The 22,860-nt window shown below is 65.0% G+C and carries 23 protein-coding genes, 1 tRNA gene and 1 pseudogene; 10 read left to right on the top strand and 15 right to left on the bottom strand.

Annotated features, from left to right (window positions below):
* Positions 1-627, top strand: a pseudogene (locus ACO07J_RS17800) (chromosome segregation protein SMC); the annotation flags it as partial.
* Between the two features lie 468 nt (positions 628-1,095).
* On the opposite strand, the gene ACO07J_RS17795 reads toward ACO07J_RS17800, so the two are convergent.
* From ACO07J_RS17795 to ACO07J_RS17770, 6 genes are all read right to left on the bottom strand, one after another.
* Positions 1,096-2,205, bottom strand: coding sequence for a THUMP domain-containing class I SAM-dependent RNA methyltransferase (locus tag ACO07J_RS17795; protein WP_422031408.1), 1,110 nt, complete (start codon positions 2,203-2,205; stop codon positions 1,096-1,098).
* Between the two features lie 64 nt (positions 2,206-2,269).
* A complete protein-coding gene (locus ACO07J_RS17790) occupies positions 2,270-3,439 on the bottom strand; it encodes a lytic murein transglycosylase (protein WP_422031406.1) in 1,170 nt (389 codons plus the stop codon).
* Between the two features lie 72 nt (positions 3,440-3,511).
* Entirely contained in the window at positions 3,512-4,429 is a 918-nt protein-coding gene (cbiB, locus tag ACO07J_RS17785) for an adenosylcobinamide-phosphate synthase CbiB (protein WP_422031404.1), read from the bottom strand.
* Positions 4,426-5,358: an aminotransferase class I/II-fold pyridoxal phosphate-dependent enzyme gene (locus ACO07J_RS17780; protein ID WP_422031402.1), complete on the bottom strand. Its 933-nt coding sequence runs from the start codon at positions 5,356-5,358 to the stop codon at positions 4,426-4,428. Before ACO07J_RS17780 ends, cbiB begins: the two co-directional genes overlap by 4 nt.
* 3 nt (positions 5,359-5,361) lie before the next feature.
* On the bottom strand, positions 5,362-5,757 hold the full coding sequence (locus tag ACO07J_RS17775; RefSeq protein WP_422031400.1) for a DUF1636 family protein: 396 nt from the start codon (positions 5,755-5,757) through the stop codon (positions 5,362-5,364).
* Positions 5,758-5,902: 145 nt separating this feature from the next.
* Positions 5,903-7,111, bottom strand: coding sequence for an alpha/beta fold hydrolase (locus ACO07J_RS17770; protein ID WP_422031398.1), 1,209 nt, complete (start codon positions 7,109-7,111; stop codon positions 5,903-5,905).
* Between the two features lie 92 nt (positions 7,112-7,203).
* Here ACO07J_RS17770 and ACO07J_RS17765 point away from each other — a divergent pair, with 92 nt between their 5' ends.
* Entirely contained in the window at positions 7,204-8,064 is an 861-nt protein-coding gene (locus ACO07J_RS17765) for an endonuclease/exonuclease/phosphatase family protein (RefSeq protein ID WP_422031396.1), read from the top strand.
* Positions 8,065-8,180: 116 nt separating this feature from the next.
* Positions 8,181-8,882 carry a GGDEF domain-containing protein gene (locus ACO07J_RS17760; RefSeq protein WP_422031394.1) on the top strand — a complete coding sequence of 234 codons (702 nt, stop codon included), beginning with the start codon at positions 8,181-8,183 and terminating at the stop codon, positions 8,880-8,882.
* Positions 8,883-8,891: 9 nt separating this feature from the next.
* Here the strand turns inward: ACO07J_RS17760 and dddP are convergent, their stop codons facing one another.
* Both dddP and hemE read right to left on the bottom strand, forming a co-directional pair.
* Positions 8,892-10,235, bottom strand: coding sequence for a dimethylsulfonioproprionate lyase DddP (gene dddP / locus ACO07J_RS17755; RefSeq protein WP_422031392.1), 1,344 nt, complete (start codon positions 10,233-10,235; stop codon positions 8,892-8,894).
* 108 nt (positions 10,236-10,343) lie between these two features.
* Positions 10,344-11,378, bottom strand: coding sequence for a uroporphyrinogen decarboxylase (gene hemE, locus ACO07J_RS17750; RefSeq protein WP_422031390.1), 1,035 nt, complete (start codon positions 11,376-11,378; stop codon positions 10,344-10,346).
* Positions 11,379-11,479: 101 nt separating this feature from the next.
* Here hemE and hemC point away from each other — a divergent pair, with 101 nt between their 5' ends.
* Positions 11,480-12,439, top strand: coding sequence for a hydroxymethylbilane synthase (hemC, locus tag ACO07J_RS17745; protein ID WP_422031388.1), 960 nt, complete (start codon positions 11,480-11,482; stop codon positions 12,437-12,439).
* Between the two features lie 9 nt (positions 12,440-12,448).
* Here the strand turns inward: hemC and ACO07J_RS17740 are convergent, their stop codons facing one another.
* Positions 12,449-13,861 (bottom strand): FAD-binding oxidoreductase, encoded by a 1,413-nt coding sequence (locus ACO07J_RS17740; protein ID WP_422031386.1) that lies wholly within the window; start codon positions 13,859-13,861, stop codon positions 12,449-12,451.
* A 99-nt stretch (positions 13,862-13,960) separates the two neighbouring features.
* Here ACO07J_RS17740 and ACO07J_RS17735 point away from each other — a divergent pair, with 99 nt between their 5' ends.
* Together ACO07J_RS17735 and ACO07J_RS17730 are read left to right on the top strand one after the other, a co-directional pair.
* Positions 13,961-14,509, top strand: a complete 549-nt coding sequence (locus ACO07J_RS17735) for a glutathione peroxidase (protein ID WP_422031384.1) — start codon at positions 13,961-13,963, stop codon at positions 14,507-14,509.
* A 69-nt stretch (positions 14,510-14,578) separates the two neighbouring features.
* Positions 14,579-14,655: transfer RNA gene (locus tag ACO07J_RS17730), tRNA-Met, on the top strand.
* Between the two features lie 85 nt (positions 14,656-14,740).
* Here the strand turns inward: ACO07J_RS17730 and ACO07J_RS17725 are convergent.
* From ACO07J_RS17725 to ACO07J_RS17710, 4 genes are all read right to left on the bottom strand, one after another.
* Complete coding sequence (locus ACO07J_RS17725; protein ID WP_422031382.1) at positions 14,741-15,103, bottom strand: helix-turn-helix domain-containing protein; 363 nt, start codon at positions 15,101-15,103, stop codon at positions 14,741-14,743.
* A gap of 289 nt (positions 15,104-15,392) precedes the next feature.
* A complete protein-coding gene (locus tag ACO07J_RS17720) occupies positions 15,393-15,944 on the bottom strand; it encodes a hypothetical protein (RefSeq protein ID WP_422031380.1) in 552 nt (183 codons plus the stop codon).
* 512 nt (positions 15,945-16,456) lie between these two features.
* Positions 16,457-17,542, bottom strand: coding sequence for a hypothetical protein (locus ACO07J_RS17715; RefSeq protein ID WP_422031378.1), 1,086 nt, complete (start codon positions 17,540-17,542; stop codon positions 16,457-16,459).
* A gap of 201 nt (positions 17,543-17,743) precedes the next feature.
* A complete protein-coding gene (locus tag ACO07J_RS17710) occupies positions 17,744-19,219 on the bottom strand; it encodes a flavin-containing monooxygenase (protein ID WP_422031376.1) in 1,476 nt (491 codons plus the stop codon).
* A 208-nt stretch (positions 19,220-19,427) separates the two neighbouring features.
* Between ACO07J_RS17710 and ACO07J_RS17705 the strand changes: the two genes are divergently transcribed.
* Genes ACO07J_RS17705 through ACO07J_RS17695 form a run of 3 tightly spaced genes read left to right on the top strand, consistent with a single transcriptional unit; the run spans position 19,428 to position 20,403 of the window.
* Positions 19,428-19,751, top strand: a complete 324-nt coding sequence (locus ACO07J_RS17705; protein ID WP_422031374.1) for an ArsR/SmtB family transcription factor — start codon at positions 19,428-19,430, stop codon at positions 19,749-19,751.
* Positions 19,748-20,170, top strand: a complete 423-nt coding sequence (locus ACO07J_RS17700) for an SRPBCC family protein (RefSeq protein WP_422031372.1) — start codon at positions 19,748-19,750, stop codon at positions 20,168-20,170. Before ACO07J_RS17705 ends, ACO07J_RS17700 begins: the two co-directional genes overlap by 4 nt.
* 20 nt (positions 20,171-20,190) lie before the next feature.
* Entirely contained in the window at positions 20,191-20,403 is a 213-nt protein-coding gene (locus ACO07J_RS17695) for a hypothetical protein (protein ID WP_422031370.1), read from the top strand.
* A gap of 82 nt (positions 20,404-20,485) precedes the next feature.
* On the opposite strand, the gene ACO07J_RS17690 is transcribed toward ACO07J_RS17695, so the two are convergent.
* The gene (locus ACO07J_RS17690) at positions 20,486-21,379 is read right to left on the bottom strand and encodes a LysR family transcriptional regulator (RefSeq protein ID WP_422031368.1); all 894 of its coding nucleotides are present in this window, start codon (positions 21,377-21,379) and stop codon (positions 20,486-20,488) included.
* Positions 21,380-21,491: 112 nt separating this feature from the next.
* Between ACO07J_RS17690 and ACO07J_RS17685 the strand changes: the two genes are divergently transcribed.
* Positions 21,492-22,256, top strand: a complete 765-nt coding sequence (locus ACO07J_RS17685; RefSeq protein ID WP_422031366.1) for a class II aldolase and adducin N-terminal domain-containing protein — start codon at positions 21,492-21,494, stop codon at positions 22,254-22,256.
* 16 nt (positions 22,257-22,272) lie between these two features.
* Here the strand turns inward: ACO07J_RS17685 and ACO07J_RS17680 are convergent, their stop codons facing one another.
* Positions 22,273-22,827, bottom strand: a complete 555-nt coding sequence (locus tag ACO07J_RS17680; protein ID WP_422031426.1) for a YqgE/AlgH family protein — start codon at positions 22,825-22,827, stop codon at positions 22,273-22,275.
* Positions 22,828-22,860 lie beyond the last annotated feature (33 nt).

Below are 22,860 nucleotides of genomic sequence, written 5' to 3'. Positions count from 1 at the left end.
AGCAGGAGACGACCCCCGCCAAGCTGCTCGACCGGCTGGAGGCCGACCCCGACAATATGCCCGGCGCCGACGCGATCGAGGCCGATGTCAACCGCCTCAAGCGCCAGCGCGACGCGCTGGGCGCCGTGAACCTCCGCGCCGAGGAAGACGCCAAGCCTGCTGACCGCCTTCGAACAGGTGAATTCCAACTTCACCATGCTATTCCAGCATCTTTTCGGCGGCGGCGAGGCCAACCTCGTGATGGTCGAAAGCGACGACCCGCTCGACGCCGGGCTCGAGATCATGTGCCAGCCGCCGGGCAAGAAACTGGCCACCCTGTCGCTCCTCTCGGGCGGCGAGCAGACGCTGACGGCGCTCGCGCTGATCTTCGCCGTCTTCCTCGCCAACCCGGCCCCGATCTGCGTGCTCGACGAGGTCGACGCGCCATTGGACGACGCCAACGTGGGCCGCTTCTGCGACCTGCTCGACGAGATGTGCCGCCGCACCGAAACGCGCTTCCTGATCATCACCCACCACGCCGTGACGATGAGCCGGATGGACCGCCTCTTCGGCGTCACCATGGGGGAGAAGGGCGTAAGCCAGCTTGTCTCGGTCGACCTCAAGAAGGCCGAGCAGATGGTGGCCTGAGGGGGCCGTGCCAGTTGGCTAAAATCTTAGGGTTTCCTTCACCCGCCGCCCCCACACTCCGCTTCGCTGCAACCCTTTGCAGTGTCTAAAGGTGATGAACCTGAGCGAAAATGATTTCCGAAAGTGGACGGTGATCCTCGCGGCGGCAACGCTGATCGTGACCGTCATCCGCCTTTGGATCGAGGTCTGACCCCGAAACAAGGAAAGACCCTGCGGAGAAGCACCTCCGCAGGGTCGACTCTCAGGTGATGAACCTGAAAAGCGATTTCCGATACCCTTTGATAATGTGAGTATGCTTACGAAAAGTAAACACGCCCGCGCCCAAGTTGGTTAACCCCGCCCCGGCGCAACGCCCGGACCCTTAACCGCGCCACCGCCGACGAAAACACCGACGTAATACCGACAAAATACCGACGTGATACCGACATCGCGTTTCGAGCGATATCAGCCACTTAACCCTGATTCGCCCTAGGGCAGCGGTCCCGTCTGGTACAGCTTCACCTTCAGCCCCCCATGCGCCACCGGCGGCCCGCCCGGTTTGAACGTCAGCCCCGTCGCCTTGGCCAGCCCGCCTTCCGAGGTCACGATCCCCACGCGCCACCCCGAAAACCGCTCCTTCAGCGTCTTCCCCAGCGCGCCATAAAGCGCATAAAGCAGCTTCTTGTTCCCGATCCGCCCGCCATAGGGCGGATTGACCATCACCAGCCCCGGCGGCCCCTCCGGCCGCATCCGTTCACTCGCCGCCATCTGCTCGAACCGGGTGAATGCCGCCACGCCCGCCCGCTCGGCGTTCGCGATGGCCGATCTCACCGCGCCGGCATCTCGGTCGCTGCCATGGAAAACCATGTCCGTTCCGCCGCTTGGCGCCCGCTTCATCTCCGTCCAGGCGTCCGCGTCGAACCCTGCCAGATCCTCGAACGCGAACCGCCGCGACCGCCCTGGATGCAAGCCCGCCGCCATCTCCGCCGCCTCGATCACGAAGGTGCCCGACCCGCACATCGGGTCCACCACCGGCTCCGCCCCGTCATACCCGCACTGCCGCAGGAACAGCGCCGCCAGCGTCTCGCGCATCGGCGCCTTGCCAACCGCCTCCTTGTGGCCCCGCCGGTGCAGCGGCTCTCCGGACGTATCCACTGAAAAGGTGCAGAAATCATCCTCGATCCGCACCATCACCCGCAGGCCGGCCTTGGCATCCACCGTCACGCCCAGCTCTTCCGCCAATGCCCGCTCCACCCGCTGCCCCGCCGCCTTGTCGTGGTAGATCCGCGAGCCATGGCACGTGGCCTCGACCTTCACCGGCACGTCCGGCCGCAGCACCTCGCCCCACGGAAACTTCCGCGCCCGCTTGTCCAGCTGCGCCAGGTGCATCGCCCGAAACCCGCCGATCCGCGCCAGCACCTTTCCGGCGCCCCGCAGCACCAGGTTGGCCCGCGACACCTCGGGCCAGCCGCCCTGCACCGTCACGCCGCCTGGCACCTCTCCGGTCACGTCGAACCCGGCCACGCGCGCCTCCTCGGCCAGCACGGGCTCCAGCCCCGGCGGCGCGGCCAGGAATATCTCGAACGCGTTTCCGCTCATCGGCCGGCCCTTGCTTCTTCTTGGGAAAAATATTCCCGGGGGTCTGGGGGCAGAGCCCCCAGCTTCACAACCGGTTCAACAGCGCCTGCGTCGGCCAGGCATCCGCCGGCATCCCCAGTTCCTGCTGCACGTCCTGCACCGCCGACCGGGTGCCCGCGCCGAGGATGCCGTCGATCTCGCCCACGTCATAGCCGCGCGCCGCCAGCTTCTGTTGCAGCGCCTTCATCTGGCCGCCCGACAGCCCCGGCTCGGGGTTGCCCGCCTCGAAGACCGGCCCGCCTTCCAGCCGGTTGGCGAAATAGGCCGCCGTCAGCACGTAGGTAAACGACTGGTTCCATTCGAAATAGACCCGGAAATTCGGATAGGCGAGGAAGGCCGGCCCCTTGTGCCCCTCGGGCAGGATCAGGCTGGCCTGCAGGTTGCGCTGGATCTGCCCGTGCCGCGGCGTCACGCCGAGATTGGCCCAATCCGCCCCCGATTTCTGCGTCCGCAGCCCGGATTGCGACCAGTCCATGTCCTGCGGCACCTCGACCTCCTGCAGCCACGGCTCGTTCGCGCGCCAGCCGAGCGATTGCAGCATCTTGCCCCCCGACATCAGCGCATCCGGCGCCGAGGTCTTGAGGTTCACATGCCCGTCGCCGTCGCCGTCGACCCCGTTCTCGATGATGTCCTTGGGCAGCATCTGCACCATGCCGATCTCGCCGGCCCAGGCGCCTGTGGTGGTGGCCGGGTCGAAATTGCCCCTCTCGTATAGCTCGAGCGCGGCATAGACCTGCGGCCGGAACAGCTCCGGCCGGCGGCAATCATGGCTGAGCGTCACCAGCGCGTTGAGCGTGTTGAAATTGCCCTGGAACCCGCCGAAATCCGTCTCGAAGGCCCAGAAGGCGAGGAGCACACCGCGGCTCACGCCGAATTCGCGCTCCACCCGGTCGAAGACGTCCGAATACTGCTGCGCCTTCGACCGCCCGGTGTTCAGCCGGTTCTGGCTGATCAACTGCCGGGCAAACTCGGTAAACGGTTTCTGAAAGAACCCCTGTGCCCGGTCGGCCTTGATCACCGACTGGTCCTGCCGGGCCGAGGCGAAAAAGCTGTTGACGGTGGCGGGGTCGTGCCCGCGCGAAATGGCTTCCTGTTTCATGGCGTCTACGAAACCGGCAAAGGAGCCGCCGCATGGCTGTGACGCAGCCCCGCCCGCCGTCAGGGTCAGGGCCGCGATCAGGAAAAAGGTTTTCATGAGTACCTCGGTTAATGGTCTGTTCCGGACAAACCTAGGCCATTGGCCCAACGTTGCAAACCTGTTTGCGCGCTATCCGGCCGACAACAGCGCGGCTGCGACGGTCAGCGCGAGCCCCGCCGCCCAGACCCGCCAGAGCAGGCGGACGGTGGCGTCGATCTCGGCCGCGCCGATCTGCTTGCGGCCCGTTTCATGCACGAAGGGAAACTCGCGCAGCCGCCCGTCATAGGCGCGCGGCCCCGACAGGGCCACGCCAAGCGCGCGGGCCGTTGCCGCCTCGGGCCAGCCGGCATTGGGTGAGCGGTGCTGGCCCGCGTCCCGCACGATGGCGGGCCAGTCGCGCAGCGATCCGTGCAGCGCCGCGATCATCGCCGCCGTCAGCCGGGCGGGGATGAGGTTCAGCAGGTCGTCGAACCGCGCCGCCGCCCAGCCGAACGCCTCGTAGCGGTCGTTGCGATAGCCGATCATGCTGTCGGCGGTGTTGGTGATCTTGTATAGCAGCAGCCCCGGCAGGCCGAAGACGAGGAACCACAGCGCGGGCGCGATCACCCCGTCGCTGAAATTCTCCGCCGCCGACTCGATGGCGGCGCGGGCAATCGCCGGCTCGTCCATCGCGGCGGTGTCGCGGCCCACGATCTGCGCCACTGCCATGCGCCCGTTGCCGACCGAGACGCGCAGCGCATCGGCCACCGCGCCCACGTGCTGGGCCAGCGATTTCTGCGCAAGGATAATGGCCGCGACGACGACCTCGACCAGCCAGCCCAGCTCTGCCAGCGCGGCGCCCAGCAGGATGGCGCCCAGCGCCAGCCCAGCCATCACCAGCACGCCCTTGGCCCGCCGACCCTTGCCCGCGTTGAACCGCCGGTCGCACCAGCCCACCGCCCGGCCCATAAGCACCGCCGGATGCGGCAGCCTGTCCCAAAGCCAGCGCGGCTCGCCCAGCAGCGCGTCGAGCGCCATGGCCAGTGCAAGGATGGCAGCCGTGCTCATATCGCCTGCTCCACATGCGCCCAGTGCTCCGGTGCGGGCAGGCCGAGGCGGAGCCAGCCGGGGCTGTCGGGATAGCTCCGGCTCCAGACCCGCGCCTGCGCCAGCCGGTCCTGCCATGCGGCCGCATCCTCGACCCGGTACAGCCGGAACAGCGAGGTGCCCCCGACCACGCCGGCCCCCGCCCGCACCATCAGCGCGTCCAAATGCGCGGCATCCTCGTTGAGCCGCGTGCGGGTGTCGGCGGCCCAGGCACGGTCGCCCAGAGCCCGCGTACCAATGGCCAGCGCCGGGCCGGACACCGCCAGCGGCCCGAGCATTCCGGCAAGCCGGTCGATCGCGTTCTGCGGCCCGATGGCAAAGCCCAGCCGCAGCCCGGCCAGCCCCCAGAACCGCCCCAGGCTCTTCAGGATCAGCGTGCCGGGCCTGTCCGCGTAGCTGACCAGCGACTGGTAGGGCGAGACATCGGCATAGCCCTCGTCGATCACCGTGAAGGGCGCGCCAAGATCGTCCGAGGAGTACCAGCCGCCCGTGGGGTCCTCGGGATGCACAAGCACGCGGGCGTCGGGGCTGTCCTCGCCCTCGGTCCATCCATGGGCGGTGAAGGCCTCGGCATGGCGGGTCCGGACAGGGGCGGGGATATGCACCCGGCCCGCTGGCAGAAGGCCGGGGATATGCGCGACCAGGCTCGCCGTGCCGGGCGCGGCCAGGATGGCGGCATCGTCCGGCACGCCCCAGAACTCCCGCGCGGCCTCGGTCAGCGCGTCATGCGCCGCACGGCCGGGCAGGGCGGACCAGTCCTCCGTGTTAAGCGGCGGCACCGGATAGGGCACCGGGTTGATGCCGGTCGACAGGTCGACCCACTCCTCGCGCCGCCCGCCATATCGCGCCATCGCCGTGTCGAGTCCGCCGTGGCCGCGCGCCCCGGTCATGGCCTAGCCCTCGCCCGCGTCGGTGTCGGTATCGGCGTCGGGCAGGGGCGGGTGACGGGTGATGAAATGTCCCTTAACCTCTTGCGGCCATTCCCGGAACGGCACGCGGCCCGTCTCGCTTTCGGCATGCATCTCGGCATAGGCGACCACCGCCTCGGCCGCCGCCTCGGTCGGCTCGAACCGGCCCAGCGTATAGGCCAGCTTGCCCGGCGCCTGGATGGCGATGTTGCAGCCATGTGCACAGCCCATCAGGCAGGACACCCGGCGCGTGCGCACCGCGCGGCCCGCCGCGTGGCGCTCGACCAGCTCGGCCATGTCCTCGCCATGCGTGCGCTCATGGGTCTCGGCGCTCCAGTCGTCGCGCTTGCAGGTGTCGCAGATGGTGATCCACGTGGTCATGCGCCTCATCCCTTCCCGTTACGGGGTGTGTTGAAACGGATTTGACCCGCCCGCACAAGACCCGCGAGACCCGGAATGCCACGAAACTTTAACGTTTTGTAAACACTCCCGCGCAACGCACGGTGCGGGATGATCCGAAGACGGCCTATTCCAGCCGCGTCACCACCTCGGAACTGCGCTCCAGCGTCCGGTGCACGGGGCACTTGTCGGCGATCTCCAGCAGCTTCTGGCGCTGCTCCTCGCTCAACTCCCCCTCCAGCCGGATCACCCGGCGGAACCGGTCGGGCTTGGCGCCGGGCTGGCTGGCATCCTGCGCATGGACCTTGTCATGGCAGACATCCACGCTCACCCCCTCCAGCGGCCAGCCCTTGCGGCGGGCATACATCCGGATCGTCATCGAGGTACAGGCACCCAGCCCCGCCGACAGGAACCCGTAGGGCGTGAGCCCCTTGTCGGTGCCGCCATAGGCCTCCGGCTCGTCGGCCAGAAGGTGATGCTTCGGCCCGGCATTGACGTCCTGCAGGAAGCCGTCCGGGTCGGCCTCGGTCACCCGCACCACGCCTTCCGGCGCGCCGGGCGGCGGGCAGGGGGCCTTGAGGTCGAGATAGCGGGCCGCCCATGCCGCGATCACCTCGGCGGCATACTCGGCATCCTCGGGGTTGGTGACCAGGTGGTCGGCATCGCCCAGCGTGACGAAGCTTTTCGGGTGCTTGGCGGCAAGGAAGATGTCCGAGGCATTGCCGATCCCAACCACCGCGTCGCGCGGCGCGTGCAGCACCAACAGCGCCCGCTTGAGATGGGCGATCTCGCCCTCCAGCTTCTCGGCCCTCACATCCTCGACGAACCGCTTGCCGATGCGCACCGGCCGCCCGCCCAGATGCACCTCGGCGGCGCCCTCGGCCTCGATCTTCTCCAGCTCGCCGCCGAAATTATGCGTCACATGGCCGGGATCGAACGGCGCGCCGATCGTCACCACCGCCTTGGAACTTTCGATCTTCCGCGCCGCCTTCAGCATCGCCGCCCCGCCAAGGCTGTGCCCGATCAGCAGCGACGGCGCCATGCCCCGCCCCGCCAGCGCCTCGGCGGCCAGCACGAGATCCTCGACATTCGACGTGAACGACGTGTTCTCGAACTCGCCCCCGGAATGGCCCAGCCCGGTGAAATCGAACCGCAGCACGGCGAACCCCGCCCCCGCCAGCCGGGCCGAAATGCGCCGTGCGGCGGGAATGTCCTTGGAACAGGTGAAGCAATGCGCGAAAAGCGCCGTGGCCAGAACCGGCCCCTCGGGCAGATCGAACCGCGCCGCCAGCTCGTCGCCCGAATGACCGGTGAAGGTGAATCGTTCGGTCGGCATCGCCATTCCTTTCCTTGGGTTTGCTCAAAGGGTAGGAAGCCCGTGTGGCCCGCACCAGACATGTAACGGCGCTGTCACGTCAAGGTGAGATGGTGAAAACACTCGTGAGGATCATGGCGGCGCTGGCGCTGGTGGCGCTTGGCCTGAGCTTTGCCGGCGCCCTGCACCCGGTGGGCGACAGCCTTGCGGTGTTCCGTCTCGCGATTGCCGTGCCGGCGCTTCTGCTCGTTCTGGGCGCGCGCCTGCCCCGCGCCTGGTGGCTGGCAGGCGTGGCGCTCTGCCTTGGCGGGATCGGAAGCGTCCTCTGGCACAAGCTGCCGCTGGCCGAACCCGGTCCGGTGAGCGTCTACCAGAAGAACATGTTCCACCGGAACTCCGACATAGCCGGGCTGGCGGAGGATATCCTCGCCGCCGACCCGGATATCGTCACGCTTCAGGAAGTCTCGGTCGAGAACGAGGCCCTGCTCGACCTGCTGAGGGAGGCCTACCCCACCCAGCACCTCTGCCGCTACACCTCGCGCAGCGGGATCGCCGTGCTGACCCGGCTGCCCACCTCCGGCACGCCCTTCTGCAGCGAGAAGATCGGCCTTGCCGTCCTTCCCGTGGACACGGCGGCTGGCCCGGTGCGGGCCATGTCGCTGCATTTCGCCTGGCCCTACCCGGGCCGGCAGGCAGGGCAGGCCGATTGGCTTGCCCCCTATCTGGCACAGGGCGAAGGGCCTGTGATCCTGGGCGGCGATTTCAACATGGTGCCGTGGTCGCACACCCTGCACCGCATCGCCAGGGCCGCCGGGTTCAGGCGCGCCGGCCCCTCGCGCCCGACCTTCCAGCTCGGGCCCTTCCCCTTGCCGATCGACCATGTCTTCGCCCCCGGCGGCGGCCGGGCCGAGGCGCGCGGCCTGTCGGGCAGCGACCATCGCGGCCTGCTCGCCCGCGTGTCACCGGCCGGATAGATCCCGCGACTCTTCGGAAAATGCACGGCAGTTTCCGGGGTCCGACCACGCCGGAATTTCACTTGTCTTAACCGACGCGGGTCAGTGTTGCGGGGGGCGGCGAAGTGGAGTGCGCTGTGCAATTACATCTGAAGCATATACGCGATGTGCGGGTCTTTGCCGCGGCGGTGACGGTGGTCGCCCTCGCGGGGAATTTCATCCTTCACAGGCTGATGTACCCGAGGGATATCGAGGGCGACCTGCTGTTCGCGGGCTCGGTCATCACCGTGTCGCTGGCGCTGCCGATCTCGTTCTTCATCGGCCTGCGGTTGCAGGACATCTATCGCCTCACCATCCGGCTGGAGGCCGCCCGCGACCATGACCCCCTGACCGGCGCCCTGACGCGGGAAGCGTTCTATCGCAATGCCGCCGCGCATCGCCGGGGGCCGGTCACGCTGATCGTGGCCGATATCGATCACTTCAAGGCCTTCAACGATCGGTATGGCCACCCGGCGGGCGATGCGGCCCTGCGGCACGTGGTCGACGTGCTCTCGCGCAATTGCCGGACAGGCGATCTGCTGGGCCGTTTCGGCGGCGAGGAATTCCTCGTGCTGATGCCGGGCACCACCCTGCGCGAGGGCCGGAGGGTGGCCGAGCGCCTGTGCGAGGCCCTGGGCAAGGAACCGGTGGAACTGGACGGCGAGACATGCCCGGTCACGGCCAGTTTCGGCGTCGCCGCGGTCGAGGATCCGCGCGAACTGAGCGCCGCGGTCGAACGCGCCGACGTCGCGCTTTACGCGGCCAAGCGTGGCGGGCGCAACTGTGTCCGCCAGGCCTGAGGCCCGCGCCTACGCCTCGCCCATGAGCGCGGGGTCGAACGGGTATTTCGTCAGGTTCTCGTACCCGTCCTCGGTGATCAGCACCTGGTCTTCCAGCTTGATCGAGAAATCGCCGCCCACTTCCCCCACCAGCGCCTCGACGCACAGCGTCATGCCGGGCTCCAGCGGATAGTCGAACGCCCCCTCGACCGCCTTGTCCGGGTAACAGACGAGGGGCCACTCGTCGCACAGCCCCACGCCATGCATCAGGCAGCCGTATTTCTGCGCCTGGTACTTGTCGTCCAGCACATGGGTGTTCGCGGTCAGCTCGGGGATGGTGACACCGGGTTTCAGCATCTCCATGTTGGTCATGATATGCTCATGCGCGTGCCGCATGGCATCGATCATGTCGGGCCGCGGCGTCTCGTCGCCGATCCACCAGCTTCGCGAAATGTCGACACAGATGCCGTAGCTGCCGATCAGGTCTGTATCGAACGAGATGATCTCGTTGTTCTGCGCGATCCGCGGGCCGCATTCCTGGAACCACGGGTTCGTGCGGGGGCCCGAGGCCAGCAGCCGCGTCTCGATCCACTCGCCGCCACGGCGGATGTTCTCGGCATGCAGCACGGCCCAGATATCATCTTCCGAGGTCTGGCCGGCGGGCACGTTGGTGCGGGCATAGGCCTCCATCGAGGCGACGGCCACCTCGCAGGCATGGCTGGCACAGCGCATGGCGAGGATCTCGTCCGGCCCCTTCACCGCGCGGGCCTTCTCGGTCACCTCCTCGCCCTCCATGATCTCGAGCCCCTGCGCCTCGAGCGCGCGCAGCCCGTGCAGCATGACCTTGTCGACGGCCAGCCGCGTGTTGCCCGGCGCGTGCTCTTCCAGCAGCACCCGCACCTCGTTCGCGAACACGTCGGCGGCCACGTCCACTTTGTCGCCACGGTCGAAATAGAACAGGTCCGCCCCGCTGCGCTGTTCCCGAACCAGCGGGTTGAACGTGCTGAGGAAGGGAGAATTCTTGTAATCCCACATCACCATGTAGCCATCGGCACACAGCAGCAGCGCCCGGAACGGGTTATGCGTGTTCCAGAGCTGCATGTTGGTCGAGTCGGTGGCGTAGCGAATGTTGAGCGGGTCGAAGACCAGCAGCCCGGCATAGTCGCGGTCCACGATATGCCGCGTCAGCCGCTCCCACCGATAGCGGCGCATCGCCTGAAGATCGGGCAGGTGCAGCCCCGCCATCTCCCACTCGCGAAAGGCCAGCTGGGTCGGCCCGATCTCGATCCGGTCGGCGTCGTTCGGGGTGTTGTCACCGAGGACCGAACCCTTGGTGGGGTCGATCTTGCGGGCGTCGCGATAGTGGGTATTCATCTGGCTGGTCTCCTCGCTGAGACCAGCCTGCCCCGGAAAATACCGGCTGCGCGCGACCGAATGCGACGCGAAACATGTCGGATTGAGGCCCTTTGCCGGCGCCGGGTTTCAGCCGCCGCGCACCGTATCGATCATCAGCTGCACGTTGTCCGGGTCCGCATCCGGCGTGATTCCGTGCCCGAGGTTGAAGATATGCGGCCCGCCCCGGAACGCCTCCACGATCTGCCGCGTCTCGCGCACGAGGTCGTCGCCACCGGTCACCATGTGCGAGGATTTCAGGTTCCCCTGCACGCAGCCCGACACCTGCACGTTCTCGGCCGCCCATTCCGGTGTAACGGAATCGTCGACCGCCACGCAATCGGCGCCGGTGGCAGCGTGGAAGCCGATATATTTCTCGCCCGCCTGCCGGGGGAAGGCGATGACCGGGATATCGCCATGCCGCGCCTTCAGCTCCGAAACGATGCGCTTGGCCGGCGCCGTGGCGTATTTGTCGAAATCTTCGTCATCGAGCGAGCCCGCCCAACTGTCGAACAGCTTCACGCATTCCGCCCCGGCCTCGATCTGGGCCGAGAGATACTCGATCGTCGCCTCGGTCAGCCGGTCGAGGATCGCCTCGAAAAGCGGCCGGTTCTCGGCCTTGAGCGCGTGCGCCGGGCCTTGATCCGGCGTGCCACGCCCGGCGATCATGTAGGTCGCCACCGTCCAAGGGGCGCCGGCAAAGCCGATCAGCGTGGTCTCGGAGGGCAGGGCTCCGGAAAGGTTGCGCACCGTCTGGTATATCGGCGCCAGCGTCTCGTGAATGTCCGAGGCGGGCTTCAGCGCGTCGAACTCCGCCTGCTGCGTGATCGTCGAAAGCCGCGGCCCTTCGCCCGTGACGAACCACAGGTCGGCCCCCAGCGCCTGCGGCACCAGCAGGATATCGGCGAACAGGATCGCCCCGTCGAACCCGTAACGGCGGATGGGCTGCAGCGTCACCTCGGTCGCCAGGTCGCTGTTATAGCACAGCGACAGGAAATCCCCCGCCTCGGCCCGCGTGGCGCGGTACTCGGGCAGGTAGCGCCCGGCCTGCCGCATCATCCAGATCGGCGGCACCTCCTGCGCCTCGCCCGCCAGCGCCTTCAGGATCGTCTTCGTCGCAGCCATGGGGGGCCCTCCCTTTCGGGCACGTGGTTCTCTCCCCTCGGCGGCAATGTCAAGCGCCGGGGCGCTTGCCAGCGCGGCAACGCGGGTCTAGACCCGGCGCCATGACATACGATCCGCCCTCTCCGACCCGCCCGCTCAAACTCGGCACCCGCGGCTCGCCGCTGGCACTGGCCCAGGCGTATGAAACGCGCGACAGGCTGGCGGCGGCGCATGACCTCGCGCCCGAGGCGTTCGAGATCCTTGTCATCAAGACCACCGGCGACAACCGCGCCCTGATCGCCACCGACACGCCGCTCAAGGAACTGGGCGGCAAGGGCCTCTTCACCCGCGAGATCGAGGAGGCGCTGCTGTCGGGCGAGATCGACATCGCGGTGCATTCGATGAAGGACATGCCCGTCGAACAGCCCGGCGGTCTGGTGCTCGACACTTACCTCCCGCGCGAGGACGTGCGCGACGCCTTCGTCTCGCCCGGCGCGGCGGGGCTGGCGGACCTGCCCGAGGGCGCCAAGGTGGGCACCTCGTCGCTGCGCCGCCGGGCACAGGTGCTGGTGCGCTATCCGCATCTCGAGGTGGTCCAGTTCCGCGGCAACGTGCAGACAAGGCTGAAGAAGCTCGAGGATGGCGTTGCGGCCTGCACCTTCCTGGCCATGGCGGGGCTCAACCGGCTGGGCCGGGCCGACGTCGCCCGCGCCGCCATGGCGCCCGAGGAGATGCTGCCGGCGGTCGCCCAGGGCGCCATCGGAATCGAACGGCGCAGCGACGATAGCCGCGTGGCCCACATGCTGGCGGCGATCCATGACGGGGTGACGGGCCAGCGGCTGGCGGCGGAACGCGCCTTTCTGTCCACGCTCGACGGCTCCTGCGAGACGCCGATCGCGGGGCTGGCCGAGCTGGACGGTGGCACGCTGCGCCTGCGCGGCGAGATCCTGCGCCCCGATGGCAGCGAATGCCTGTCCGACGACGCCACCGCGCCGATCGAGGACGGCCCCGAGCTCGGTGCCGAGATGGCGCGCAAGCTGCTGGAACAGGCCGGGCCGGGCTTTTTCGACTGGCGAGAGTGAGCGGCCCCGTCAGGGCAGCACTTTTCCCGGGTTCATGATCCCGTTGGGGTCGAGTGCCCGCTTGATCGTGCGCATCACCTCCATCGCCACCGGGTCCTTGTAGCGCCCCATCGCCGGCAGTTTCGACAACCCGATCCCGTGCTCGGCCGAGAACGAGCCGCCAAGCGCGATGGTCTCCTCCTCCACTGCCTCGCCGATGGCGCGGTGAATGCCGGTATCCGCCGTCTCGGGCCATGCCGCGAAATGAAGGTTGCCGTCGCCCATATGCGCCACGTGCAAAAAGCCGATTCCCGGATCGAGCGCCTTGGCCCGCGCCTTGGTGCGCTCCAGCAGCTCCTGCATCCGGTCCAGCGGCACGGCAATGTCGTTGTCGACGATCGGGTCGCGCAGGCGCGACACCTCCGCCGCCGCCTCGCGCCGCGCCCACATCTCGGCCCGCTGCGCATCCGACTTGGCGACCACGGCGTCGAGCACCGCACCGTTCTCGTAGAGCCGCCCCAGCACCTCCTCGAGATGCGCGGCGATCGGCACCGCGCCATCCGGCCCCGGCTCGGCATCGCGGGCGGCCAGCGCGCCCACCTCGACCAGGATGTTCACCTCGTGCCGCTCCTCGAAGGGCGGGCGGGCGTCGGGGAAGCGCTTCAGATGCGCCTCGATATAGGCGCCGGGCATGTATTCGAAGGCCTCCACCGCGCCCCCCGTTTCCGCCTGCAGGATATGCAGCAGCTCCAGCCCGCGCGTGACGTCCGGCGCCGCGACCATCGCCGTGGCATAGGCGCGGGGCTTCGGGAACAGCTTCACCACCGCGGCGGTGATGATCCCCAGCGTCCCCTCCGCCCCGATCAGCAGGTCGCGCAGGTCGTAGCCCGAATTGTCCTTGTGCAGCGCGCTCATCAGGTTCATCACCTCGCCCGTGGGCGTCACCGCCTCGATGCCAAGGCACAGCCCCCGCGTGCTGCCGTAGCGCACCACGTTCGAGCCGCCCGCATTGGTCGACAGCGCCCCGCCGATCATCGCCGAGCCGCGCGCGCCGAAGGTCAGCGGGAAGATCAGGTCATGCTCCGCCACCGCCTCGTGCAACGACGACAGGATCACGCCCGCTTCCACCGTCGCGGTGCGGCCGGCGGGATTGATCTCGCGAATGGCCGACATCCGGTCGAGCGACAGCATGATCGCCCCCTCGGCCGTGGTCCCCTTGACCAGCCCGGTATTGCCCGAGACCGGCACCACCGGCACGCGCGCCTCGTTCGCCAGCCTGACGATGGCGGCAACCTGCGCGGTGTCGGCGGGCTTGACCACCGCCAGCGGGGTCCAGCGGAGCATGCCGGCCCAGTCCTGCGACCAGGGGGCGGCGTCCTTGCCGGTCAGAACGTGATTGGGGCCGGTGATGGCGGCGAGGTCTTCGAGAATGCGGTCTGTCATGGCGGCAATCTGCGTCAGCGCCGGGCCAAGGGCAAGCGGGGAGTGGACAGGCGCCACAACCGGCTTATCTTGCCGGTCAGACCCGCACCGGAGACCCTCATGCGTACCGCCCTTGTTCCGCGTTCCCTCCTCGCCCTGTTGTGCCTGCTGATGCTGACCGCCACGGCCGCGCTTTCCGCCCAGCGCGACTGGCAGTTCGACTCGATCGACGGTGGCACTTTGTCGCTCGACGATTGGGCGGGCCAGCCGGTGCTGGTGGTCAACACCGCCTCGCGCTGTGGCTTCACGCCGCAATATGACGGGCTGCAGGCGCTCTACGACACCTACCGCGACCGCGGTTTCGCCGTGCTGGCCGTGCCCTCGCAGGATTTCAAGCAGGAGCTGGCCAGCGACGAGCAGGTCAAGGATTTCTGCGCCCTGAACTTCGACCTCGACCTGCCGATGACCACGATCACCCCGGTGCTGGGCGACGGCGCGCACCCGTTCTACCGCTGGCTCGCCGACACCGAAGGCTGGCAGCCGTCGTGGAATTTCAACAAGGTGCTGATCGCGCCCGACGGCTCCGTCGCGGGCACGTGGGGCTCGGCCACGGTGCCGGAATCGCCCGAGATCACCAGCCGGATCGAGGCACTTCTGCCGCGCGGATGAACCCGGCGAAAACCCGGCCAATTCGGGCTTGACGGGGCCGCCGGGCTGCCTTACCTAGCGCCACGGTCCGGCGGAGTAGCTCAGTTGGTTAGAGCAGTGGAATCATAATCCATGTGTCGGGGGTTCAAGTCCCTCCTCCGCTACCAGGGTCCTTATAAATATTTGATTTTAAAGTATAAAATTTATTAAAAGTCCGTTTTGTTCTCTTATCCCAGAAACTTTAACTGTCTGTTATTTATGCTTTTTCCGTCGTGACGGTAGCGGATTTGGTAGCTCATCATCTGCGAGCGCTTCTGCTGAAAGCACGATCATCCTGAGCCTGTCGTAGGATAGTGAATGCACGGCGCTAAGAAGCCGTTCGATCATCGTTTGGACATGATCCTTTGGCTCGCGACCTTCTGATTTCAGCGCTTGATCTACTGGTATCCTGAGTACGTCACAAATTTTCAGTAGTGTGGCTAGGTCAGGTTCACGGTCCCCAGTTACATAGAAGCTATATCTGCGCGCTGAAACACCGGTGCGCCTAGCTACTTCAGCGTCAGTAAGCCCGAGTTCTCTTGCACGCCTTCGTATGTTTTTGCCGAACTGCTCCATGCGCACAATTTGTGCTGATTGCAGCTTGCGGAATATGTAAATTTTGTGCTTTCAATCATGTCCAAAATGGACACAAAGTGGACAGACGAGAAAAGACCTATGCAAACTTCCATAAACCATCTGATCCTTGCGAAGCTCATAAGTTGTTTCTGGAAGCCTGCCGGGCGCTGGGACGGGCTGATGCAAGAAGAGATGCCGTAATAGAGGCGTCCCCCAAAACTGGACGGCCCCAAAAGGTTTCGCTGAAACCTGCCCGGAGCGATGAAAGTCGGCTGGACTGAGAAACGGTCTATTGTTGCTGCTGTGCAAGCTGATTTCGAAGCGAACCGAGAAGATAGCGGCAACTATCCGTGACGGCATCAAGCACTTCTATAATCCCGTTAAGGGCCTCCGGGGTAACGTAAGGTCCGGAAGGGTGCATTTTTTTCTTGATGCCTTTGTTACGGCCTGCCGGTTGCCATTTCCTGCTAAGATCACGAATAATAATCCGATCATGCTCAGGGTCTTTGAAGAAGGCGCCGTGTGCAAGCGCGTCGCGTTTCCTTGCAATCTCAGGAATATCTCTATCAAGCAGTTTGATTAATTCGGGCTCAATGGTCAGTCCACGATAAAGCGCCAAATCCTTAATATTGTTAAACCGATCTGAAGTGCGGGGCTGGCCGCAAACCACACGCCCGACGATCTCGTCTACGCCAGACAGATCATAGATTATGTGCTGAAGGACATTTTCAAGGTAAGCGTGTTTTATCATTATTGTGCCGATGGCAGTGCAGAGTTCCTTGGGTAATTCTTTGATCAGTTCAAGGGAGTGGGTTGGCTGTGGGAAGTCGTTTGAAGACACGTCGAAGAACCTCCTGAACGTGAAGCTCAAAACCCCAAACGGGTAAGGCGCAGTGAACGAGGGTGAGCCGAAGCTCACCCTCGCCAGGTCAGAGCAGCCAGAAGGCAAGCTTGACCAAAGTGAGGACGAGGCCGATCAAACTAACCAGTGAAGGCAGATTGATCGTCACGTCCAGCCGGAAGTGAATACGCATTGGCTCTAGTCCTTTGCGCGCTCACCCGGGTGAGCAGTTAAACACCGCTCAGTACTTTTATCCCGCCCTAACGAGGCGGCTTGAGCGCTCCTATGATCACTTGGTGCGCTCCTGCGGGTTGGGGGTCATACATCCGTACTCTCCCCGCTCCTTAGCCTCTCTACGGCTAGTAGAGGACACAGGGCCGCTAAGCCCTAAGCGGGATTCGGGGTGTCCATGCCCTGCCAAACAGGGGTGGGTCCCTAGCGCCGCCTATCATTAAGCCTATCCACCTTCTCGGTCGTTAGGGAGTCTTTTCGTGAATCTCCCGAAAGCTGCACTAAGAGCTCCCTTGGATGCGGAGCATGAGTGCCTCGATTTCCCTGACAGTTGCTGCGTCCGGCTCCGTCAAACTCCCGTGCGAGATTTTATCGCGAACGGCCTTGAGTCGTCCGAACTGCTGGACGTCCGCGTCCGTTAAGTGGGTCCATTTGTGCATTATGCACCAGACAAAGCGATGGCGAAGGTTCTGCCAGCTATCCCTGTGTGTTTCCAAAAGCTTTTGACCAGAATCCTTGGCGTGGGGATGGTTTGAAAGCAGGCTTGAAACTGCCGCTCGATGATCTATTTCCTTGAAGCTAGAGTGAACAAGGACCTCTAAGGATAGGAAGAAATAAAGGAACCTTTTGAGTGGATCCTTTTCAATGGACCCAAGGTAGTAAAACTTGGCGATTTTTTTGTCTAACGTCTTCGCCTTCGTTATAGATTGAATCGCTTTTTCTGTTACTTGTCCTTTATCGACCGCCATAGAAGCAAAGGCCGTACCTTTGAAATCTATACGCCAATCTCTGATCGTCTTTCCGTCGAGGGATTTGCCGACGACGACGCATTCGCGAGGAAGAAAACGTACCAGCCGTTCGTAACTCGAAGAAAATGTAACCGATAGAGAAGTTAAAAGAGAGGGAACCACCGCATCAGACTGCTTGCTAAGCTCGTTCCGAGCTTCAGAAAAGCTGTCGTAGGTCTCTATTTGACCTTCATGTTCTTTGTAATGAGTTGCTGAGCCGACGTATTCGCTGGTTGGGCCGAACAAGAGTAGCATGAAGGGCGGAGTGGATTTCGTTTCTTTCTTCCAATGCTCTTCATCGTCAACAAATTCCTCCCCAACCAACTGCTTACAAACTTCATTCAGGCTATCTCCGATACCAATCCTAAAAGAAATCCCGTTAATTTCTTCTTCAAAAGGAGGAAGATACGCCGCATTCAATGTAATGCCTTGGATGACCAACACATCAATGCGAGTGAAAGTCCCCTTAACACTCTCGCTTGGCGCAAGCGGCTTGTAGCCCAGCGACTCCAGCGCGGATTTGGACAGGCCCATGCTCGTTTTAGCTAGTTGCCGTTTTTCATCAAACCAAGTTCGCATATCGTGATTACTCGGGCAACTGAAACCTGATCTTGTCCTTGCTGGAAATAGATTCTGTTTGCATTTATTCAGAAAGAGATTTGCAGGTGAATAATGCTATAAGTTATTGGAATAAATTGTTTATTTATGCCGCCCATGTCCCAAAGCTGATGGGGGTATTAAATCTAAGTCGGTCCTCCGCTACCAACCCCCACCCACGCCTCACCGCGTGGTGAAATCCTGCGGCTTCGGCCGGCGTGTCAGCCACCAGTATTTCACTGTCCCCGCCGACCAGTTGTTGATGATCTTGCCGGTCGCGGTCTTGTACCAGCTCGTGCATCGCCCGGCCCATGCGGTGCGGGCCAGTTCGCGCTCCTGTGCGCGGCGGTGCCGTTGCAGGGCCTCCGGCGTGACCTCGATCCGGCGCGCGCCGCGCCTGCGCAGCCTGGCGATGGCGCGCAGGACATAGTGGATCTGGCATTCCAGCATGAAGATGATCGAGTTGTGGCCGAGATTGGTGTTCGGTCCATACAGCAGGAAGAAATTCGGAAAACCGGGCACCGCGATGCCGAGATAGGCCTCCGGCCCGTCGGCCTGGTCCCATGTATCGGAGAGCCTCTGGCCGTCGCGGCCCTCGACCGTCATGCCCGGCAGGAAATCCCGGGCGTGAAAGCCGGTGGCCAGCACGATGCAATCGGCCTCGATCCGCTGCCCGCCCTTCGTCAGCAGCCCCTCCGGCGTCAGCCGGTCCACCTGGTCCGTCACCAGGCTCACGTTGTCGCGGCGGAGCGCCGGGTAGTAATCGTCGGCCAGCAGGATGCGGCGACAGCCCAGCGGGTAATCGGGGGTCAGCTCGGACGCGAGCTCCCCCGCCTCCGCCGCGATGTGGCGGCGGTTCGCCTCGGTCTGCCGCCGCGACTGGCGCGAGCCGTCGATGAACTCGGGCCAGCTCCGCTCCCATTGCCAGTAGATCGACCAGCGATAGAGCCGCTGCAGAAACGGAAAGGCCCGGAAGCGGCGCTTCTCGCGGTCCTCGAACGGCCGGTCACCCTTGGCCACCAGCCAGTTGGGCGAGCGTTGCAGCACCGTCAGGTGGCTTGCCACCCGGGCGATCTGCGGGATCGCCTGCACGGCGCTGGCGGCGTTGCCAATCACCACGACGCGCTTGCCCGTAAGATCATAGCCGGCGTCCCATTCGGCCGTATGCATCAACTTGCCGCCAAAGGTCTCGCGCCCCTCGAAGTCCGGTATCATCGGCTGGTTGAGCTGGCCCACCGCCGAGACGAGGAACCGTGCGGAAAACGTCGCGCCATCCTCTGTCGTGACATGCCACCGCGCCTCATCCTCGTCCCAGCGCGCATGGCGCACCGCGGCGCCACAGCGCAGGTTCCCGGTCACGCCCGTCTCCTCCGCCGTGCGCCGCAGGTAGGCCAGGATTTCCGGCTGGGGGGCATAGATACGCGACCAGTCGGGGTTCATGGCGAAGGAAAAGCTGTAGTGATGCGATTGCGTGTCACAGGCGCAGCCGGGGTAGATGTTGTCGCGCCACGTGCCGCCCACGTCCTTGGCGCGTTCCAGCACCAGCACCTTCAACCCGGCCCGCAGCGCCCGCGCCGCCATGCCGATCCCGCCGAACCCCGCCCCGATCACGATCAGGTCGGGGGCCGGGTCGGTGGTTTCCTGTCGAGGTGCCTGCATCCTGCCCGCTCCGAAGTCTCTCGGCCAAGCTACAGGCTTTCGCGGGAGGGACAATGCGTCCGGTGTATCGCGTTCGCCCGAACCTGTCGCCGGGCCGACACGTGCCGAGGCTTGTTCGCCCGTGGCGGCGCCGTCTGCCGCTTAGGGTTGCGTCATCATAGCGGCAGGGTTATGAGTCGATTCATAACTGCACGGATATGAGTCGATCATGCCAGACCCCCACGACATCGTCTTCCGTACGCTCGCCGACCCGACGAGGCGCGCCATCTTCGAACGTCTCTGCCGAGACGGCGAACAGACGGTGGCCTCGCTCACCGATCAGGCCGGCATCTCGCAGCCCGCCGTCTCGAAACACCTCGGCGCGCTGAAGCAATCGGGGCTGGTCGGCAGCCGCCCCGATGGCCGCCGGACATTCTACGCCGCCCGGCCAGAGGCGCTTGACCCGCTGAACGACTGGACGAAGCAGATGAAGGGGTTCTGGCAGGCCCGGTTCGACGACCTCGAAGACCTGCTCAGAAGGATGGACCAATGACCAACGCGCGCCCCGAAACGCAGCCCGACACGCGCACCGTCGTCGTCGAGCGCGAGATGCCGCACCCGCCCGAGAAGATCTGGCGCGCGCTGACCCGGTCCCACCTGATCGGCGAGTGGCTGATGAAGACCGAGTTCGAGCCGGAGGTCGGCCACCGCTTCACGTTCAGCGCCGACTGGGGCGAGGTGGAATGCGAGGTACAGCAGGCCGATCCGCACTGGCTTCTGGCCTACAGCTGGAATGCCGGCGACCTGCGATCGGTGGTGACGTGGACCCTGACCCCCGTGCCCGGCGGCACGAGGCTGCGGATGGAGCAGACCGGCTTCAAGAGCGACCAGCCGCGTTACTACGGCGGTGCACGGGCCGGGTGGCCGCAATTCTTCGACCGGCTCGAGCTGGTTCTGGAACGCCTCGACTGACCTCAGGAAAGGAACCCGAGATGAAACTGAACAAATGGGTCCGGCAGAGCCATCGCTGGATCTGCATCGTCTTCACGCTGGCCGTGATCTACAATTTCGCCGCCACCTTCGGCGGAGAGGAGCCGCCGGTGTGGGTCTACATGCTGGCGCTGGTGCCGCTGTTCCTGCTGTTGCTGACGGGGCTTTACATGTTCGTGGAGCCCTACGTCTCGAAGCGCCGAGTGAAGGAGTGAGGCACCTCCCCGAAACTGTGCCGGAGCCAGGGGGGAAGGGCCTGACTGACGGCCTAGCGCCGGGCATCAGATCGGCGGCGGCTCAGCCGGTGAAGGCATAGGGGCAGGCGGCGATTTCCCCGGTCAGCCAGTCGGTGAAGGCGCGGGTGGCCGGGGTCTGCTCGTGCTGGGCGGGCAGGAGGAGGAAATATCCCTCGGGCAGCGGTGCCGTGTCGCCAAACGGCTCGATCAGCCGCCCGGATTGCACGAGGTCATGAGTCAGCGTGTCGTGCCCCATGGCCATCCCCGCCCCGTTGAGCGCGGCCTGGATCGCGACCACATAGGTCGAGGCCAGGTTGACGGCCCGCTCCTCGCCGAAGCGCCGCCCGGTATGGCCCACCCAGGATTCCCAGTTGCCCATGATCCCCGAACAGTCGAAAAGCCGCGCCTTCGCCAGGTCGGGCGCGCCGCCCATGTAATCGGGATGACAGACCGGACGGCAGACATCGGTCGTCAGCCGGGTGGCGATGCCCGACATGTCGCTCGGACGGCCAAAGCGCACCTCGACCGCCGCCTCGCGCGCCCGGGTTTCCGGATCCCAAAGCGCGGTGACGATGTTCAGCACCAGCCACGGATGCGCGGCGTAAAGCCGGTGCAGGCGCGGCGCCAGCCAGAAGACCGAGAAGGCCATGTTGCATTGCAGGATCAGCGCGTTGCTCTGATCGCCACCGGTGAACCGGCGCGTGCCCCGCGCCAGCACCTCGAAGGCCTCGCGCACCGTGGGCAGGTAGTTCGCCCCCGCCTCGGTCAGTTGCAGCGCGCGGGTGCGGCGGATGAAGAGTTCCCGCCCGAGATAATCCTCGAGGCTGCGGACATGCTGACTGACCGCCGACTGGGTCAGGTTGAGATCCTGCGCCGCGAGGGTGAAGGACAGGTGCCGTGCCGCGGCCTCGAAGGCGCGCAGCCAGGACAGGGGAGGGAAGGCATTTCCGCTCATGAAAAACGCACGACAAATCCATTAGTTTTCCTAATGGCATGCCGCTGAATCCATCGTTTGTAAAGCACCGCGCGCACTGTCACCCTGTGGCAAAGCTGAACAGGAGCCCGATATGACAAGTGCTGCACAGACCGCCCACACCCCCAACATCTCGTACTGGCAGGAGCGCGTCGAGCTGACCGCCGCCTTCCGCTGGACCGAACGGCTCAATATGCACGAGGCCGTGGCCAACCACTTTTCCCTCGCCGTGAACGAGGATGGCACGCAGTTCCTGATGAACCCCAACCAGGTGCATTTCAGCCGTATCAAGGCCTCTGACCTGCTGTTGCTCGATGCCAACGATCCCGAAACGCTGAAACTTCCCGGCGCGCCCGATCCCACGGCCTGGGGCCTGCATGGTGCGATCCACCGGCAATGCCCGCATCACCGCTGCGTCATGCACGTGCATTCCATCCACGCCACCGTCCTGGCCAGCCTCGCCGACAGCAGCCTGCCGCCGATCGACCAGAACTGCGCCGCCTTCTTCAACCGCTACGTGATCGACGACGGCTATGGCGGGCTGGCCTTCGAGGAGGAGGGCGACCGCTGTGCCGCGCAATTGCAGGACCCCAAGAAGACCGTGATGATCATGGGCAACCACGGCATCATGGTGATGGGGTCGACCGTGGCCGAGACGTTCAACCGGATGTATTATTTCGAACGCGCCGCCGAGACCTATATCCGCGCGCTTCAGACCGGTCGGCCGCTGCGCGTTCTGTCCGACGAGATCGCCGAGAAGACCGCGCAGGAAATCGAGGACTATCCCGGCCAGGCCGAACGTCACCTTGCCGAACTGATGGCCATCCTCGACGAGGAAGGCTCGACCTACGCGAACTGAGCCAATGTGCGGGGCGTTACGCGCGCCCCGCCTCCGCCGACAGGGTCAGGGCGCTGATGCCGAGCTTCTTCAGCGCCGCTTCCCACTTCATCGGGTCGGGCGTTTCGAACACCAGTTCCGGATCGGCCTCGCAGGTCAGCCATGCGTTCTGGGCAATCTCGCCCTCGAGCTGCCCGGGGCCCCAGCCGGCATAGCCCAGCGTGATGATCGCGTGGCCCGGCCCGCGGCCCTGGGCGAGGTCCTCGAGAATGTCGAGCGTCGCCGTCATGGCGAAATCTTCCGACACGTCCAGCGTCGAGATCGACGAGTGATAGCCGTAATCGTGCAGCACGAAGCCGCGCCCGTGTTCCACCGGCCCGCCGAAATGCACGGCGATATCGCGCGCGTCGTCGCTTTGCGTGATTTCAAGTTGTTCGAGAAGATTGGTCAGGCGCAGATCGTCCGTCGGCTTGTTGATCACAAGCCCCATCGCGCCTTCCTCGGAATAGGCACACAGGAATATGACCGAATAGGCAAAACGCGGATCGCCCATTTCCGGCATGGCAATCAGCAGCTTTCCGTTCAGGTCGATCTCGCTCAAACCGTATCTCCGCACGTTTTCGTT

The organism is Roseovarius sp., assembly GCF_965228755.1.
Classification (GTDB): domain Bacteria; phylum Pseudomonadota; class Alphaproteobacteria; order Rhodobacterales; family Rhodobacteraceae; genus Roseovarius.
The sequence above is the reverse complement of the archived record's forward strand: the minus strand, read 5'-3'. Positions and strand labels throughout refer to the sequence as shown.

Coding starts and splice junctions, on each gene's coding strand:
- ACO07J_RS17740 (WP_422031386.1), bottom strand. CDS start 13,861: ATGACAGACCGCATTCTCGAAGACCTCGCCGCCATCACCGGCCCCAAT.
- ACO07J_RS17735 (WP_422031384.1), top strand. CDS start 13,961: ATGCGTACCGCCCTTGTTCCGCGTTCCCTCCTCGCCCTGTTGTGCCTG.
- ACO07J_RS17795 (WP_422031408.1), bottom strand. CDS start 2,205: ATGAGCGGAAACGCGTTCGAGATATTCCTGGCCGCGCCGCCGGGGCTG.
- ACO07J_RS17725 (WP_422031382.1), bottom strand. CDS start 15,103: ATGGAGCAGTTCGGCAAAAACATACGAAGGCGTGCAAGAGAACTCGGG.
- dddP (WP_422031392.1), bottom strand. CDS start 10,235: ATGAATACCCACTATCGCGACGCCCGCAAGATCGACCCCACCAAGGGT.
- hemE (WP_422031390.1), bottom strand. CDS start 11,378: ATGGCTGCGACGAAGACGATCCTGAAGGCGCTGGCGGGCGAGGCGCAG.
- ACO07J_RS17715 (WP_422031378.1), bottom strand. CDS start 17,542: ATGCGAACTTGGTTTGATGAAAAACGGCAACTAGCTAAAACGAGCATG.
- ACO07J_RS17780 (WP_422031402.1), bottom strand. CDS start 5,358: ATGACCGGGGCGCGCGGCCACGGCGGACTCGACACGGCGATGGCGCGA.
- ACO07J_RS17710 (WP_422031376.1), bottom strand. CDS start 19,219: ATGCAGGCACCTCGACAGGAAACCACCGACCCGGCCCCCGACCTGATC.
- ACO07J_RS17690 (WP_422031368.1), bottom strand. CDS start 21,379: ATGAGCGGAAATGCCTTCCCTCCCCTGTCCTGGCTGCGCGCCTTCGAG.
- ACO07J_RS17705 (WP_422031374.1), top strand. CDS start 19,428: ATGCCAGACCCCCACGACATCGTCTTCCGTACGCTCGCCGACCCGACG.
- hemC (WP_422031388.1), top strand. CDS start 11,480: ATGACATACGATCCGCCCTCTCCGACCCGCCCGCTCAAACTCGGCACC.
- ACO07J_RS17700 (WP_422031372.1), top strand. CDS start 19,748: ATGACCAACGCGCGCCCCGAAACGCAGCCCGACACGCGCACCGTCGTC.
- ACO07J_RS17790 (WP_422031406.1), bottom strand. CDS start 3,439: ATGAAAACCTTTTTCCTGATCGCGGCCCTGACCCTGACGGCGGGCGGG.
- ACO07J_RS17685 (WP_422031366.1), top strand. CDS start 21,492: ATGACAAGTGCTGCACAGACCGCCCACACCCCCAACATCTCGTACTGG.
- ACO07J_RS17695 (WP_422031370.1), top strand. CDS start 20,191: ATGAAACTGAACAAATGGGTCCGGCAGAGCCATCGCTGGATCTGCATC.
- cbiB (WP_422031404.1), bottom strand. CDS start 4,429: ATGAGCACGGCTGCCATCCTTGCACTGGCCATGGCGCTCGACGCGCTG.
- ACO07J_RS17775 (WP_422031400.1), bottom strand. CDS start 5,757: ATGACCACGTGGATCACCATCTGCGACACCTGCAAGCGCGACGACTGG.
- ACO07J_RS17770 (WP_422031398.1), bottom strand. CDS start 7,111: ATGCCGACCGAACGATTCACCTTCACCGGTCATTCGGGCGACGAGCTG.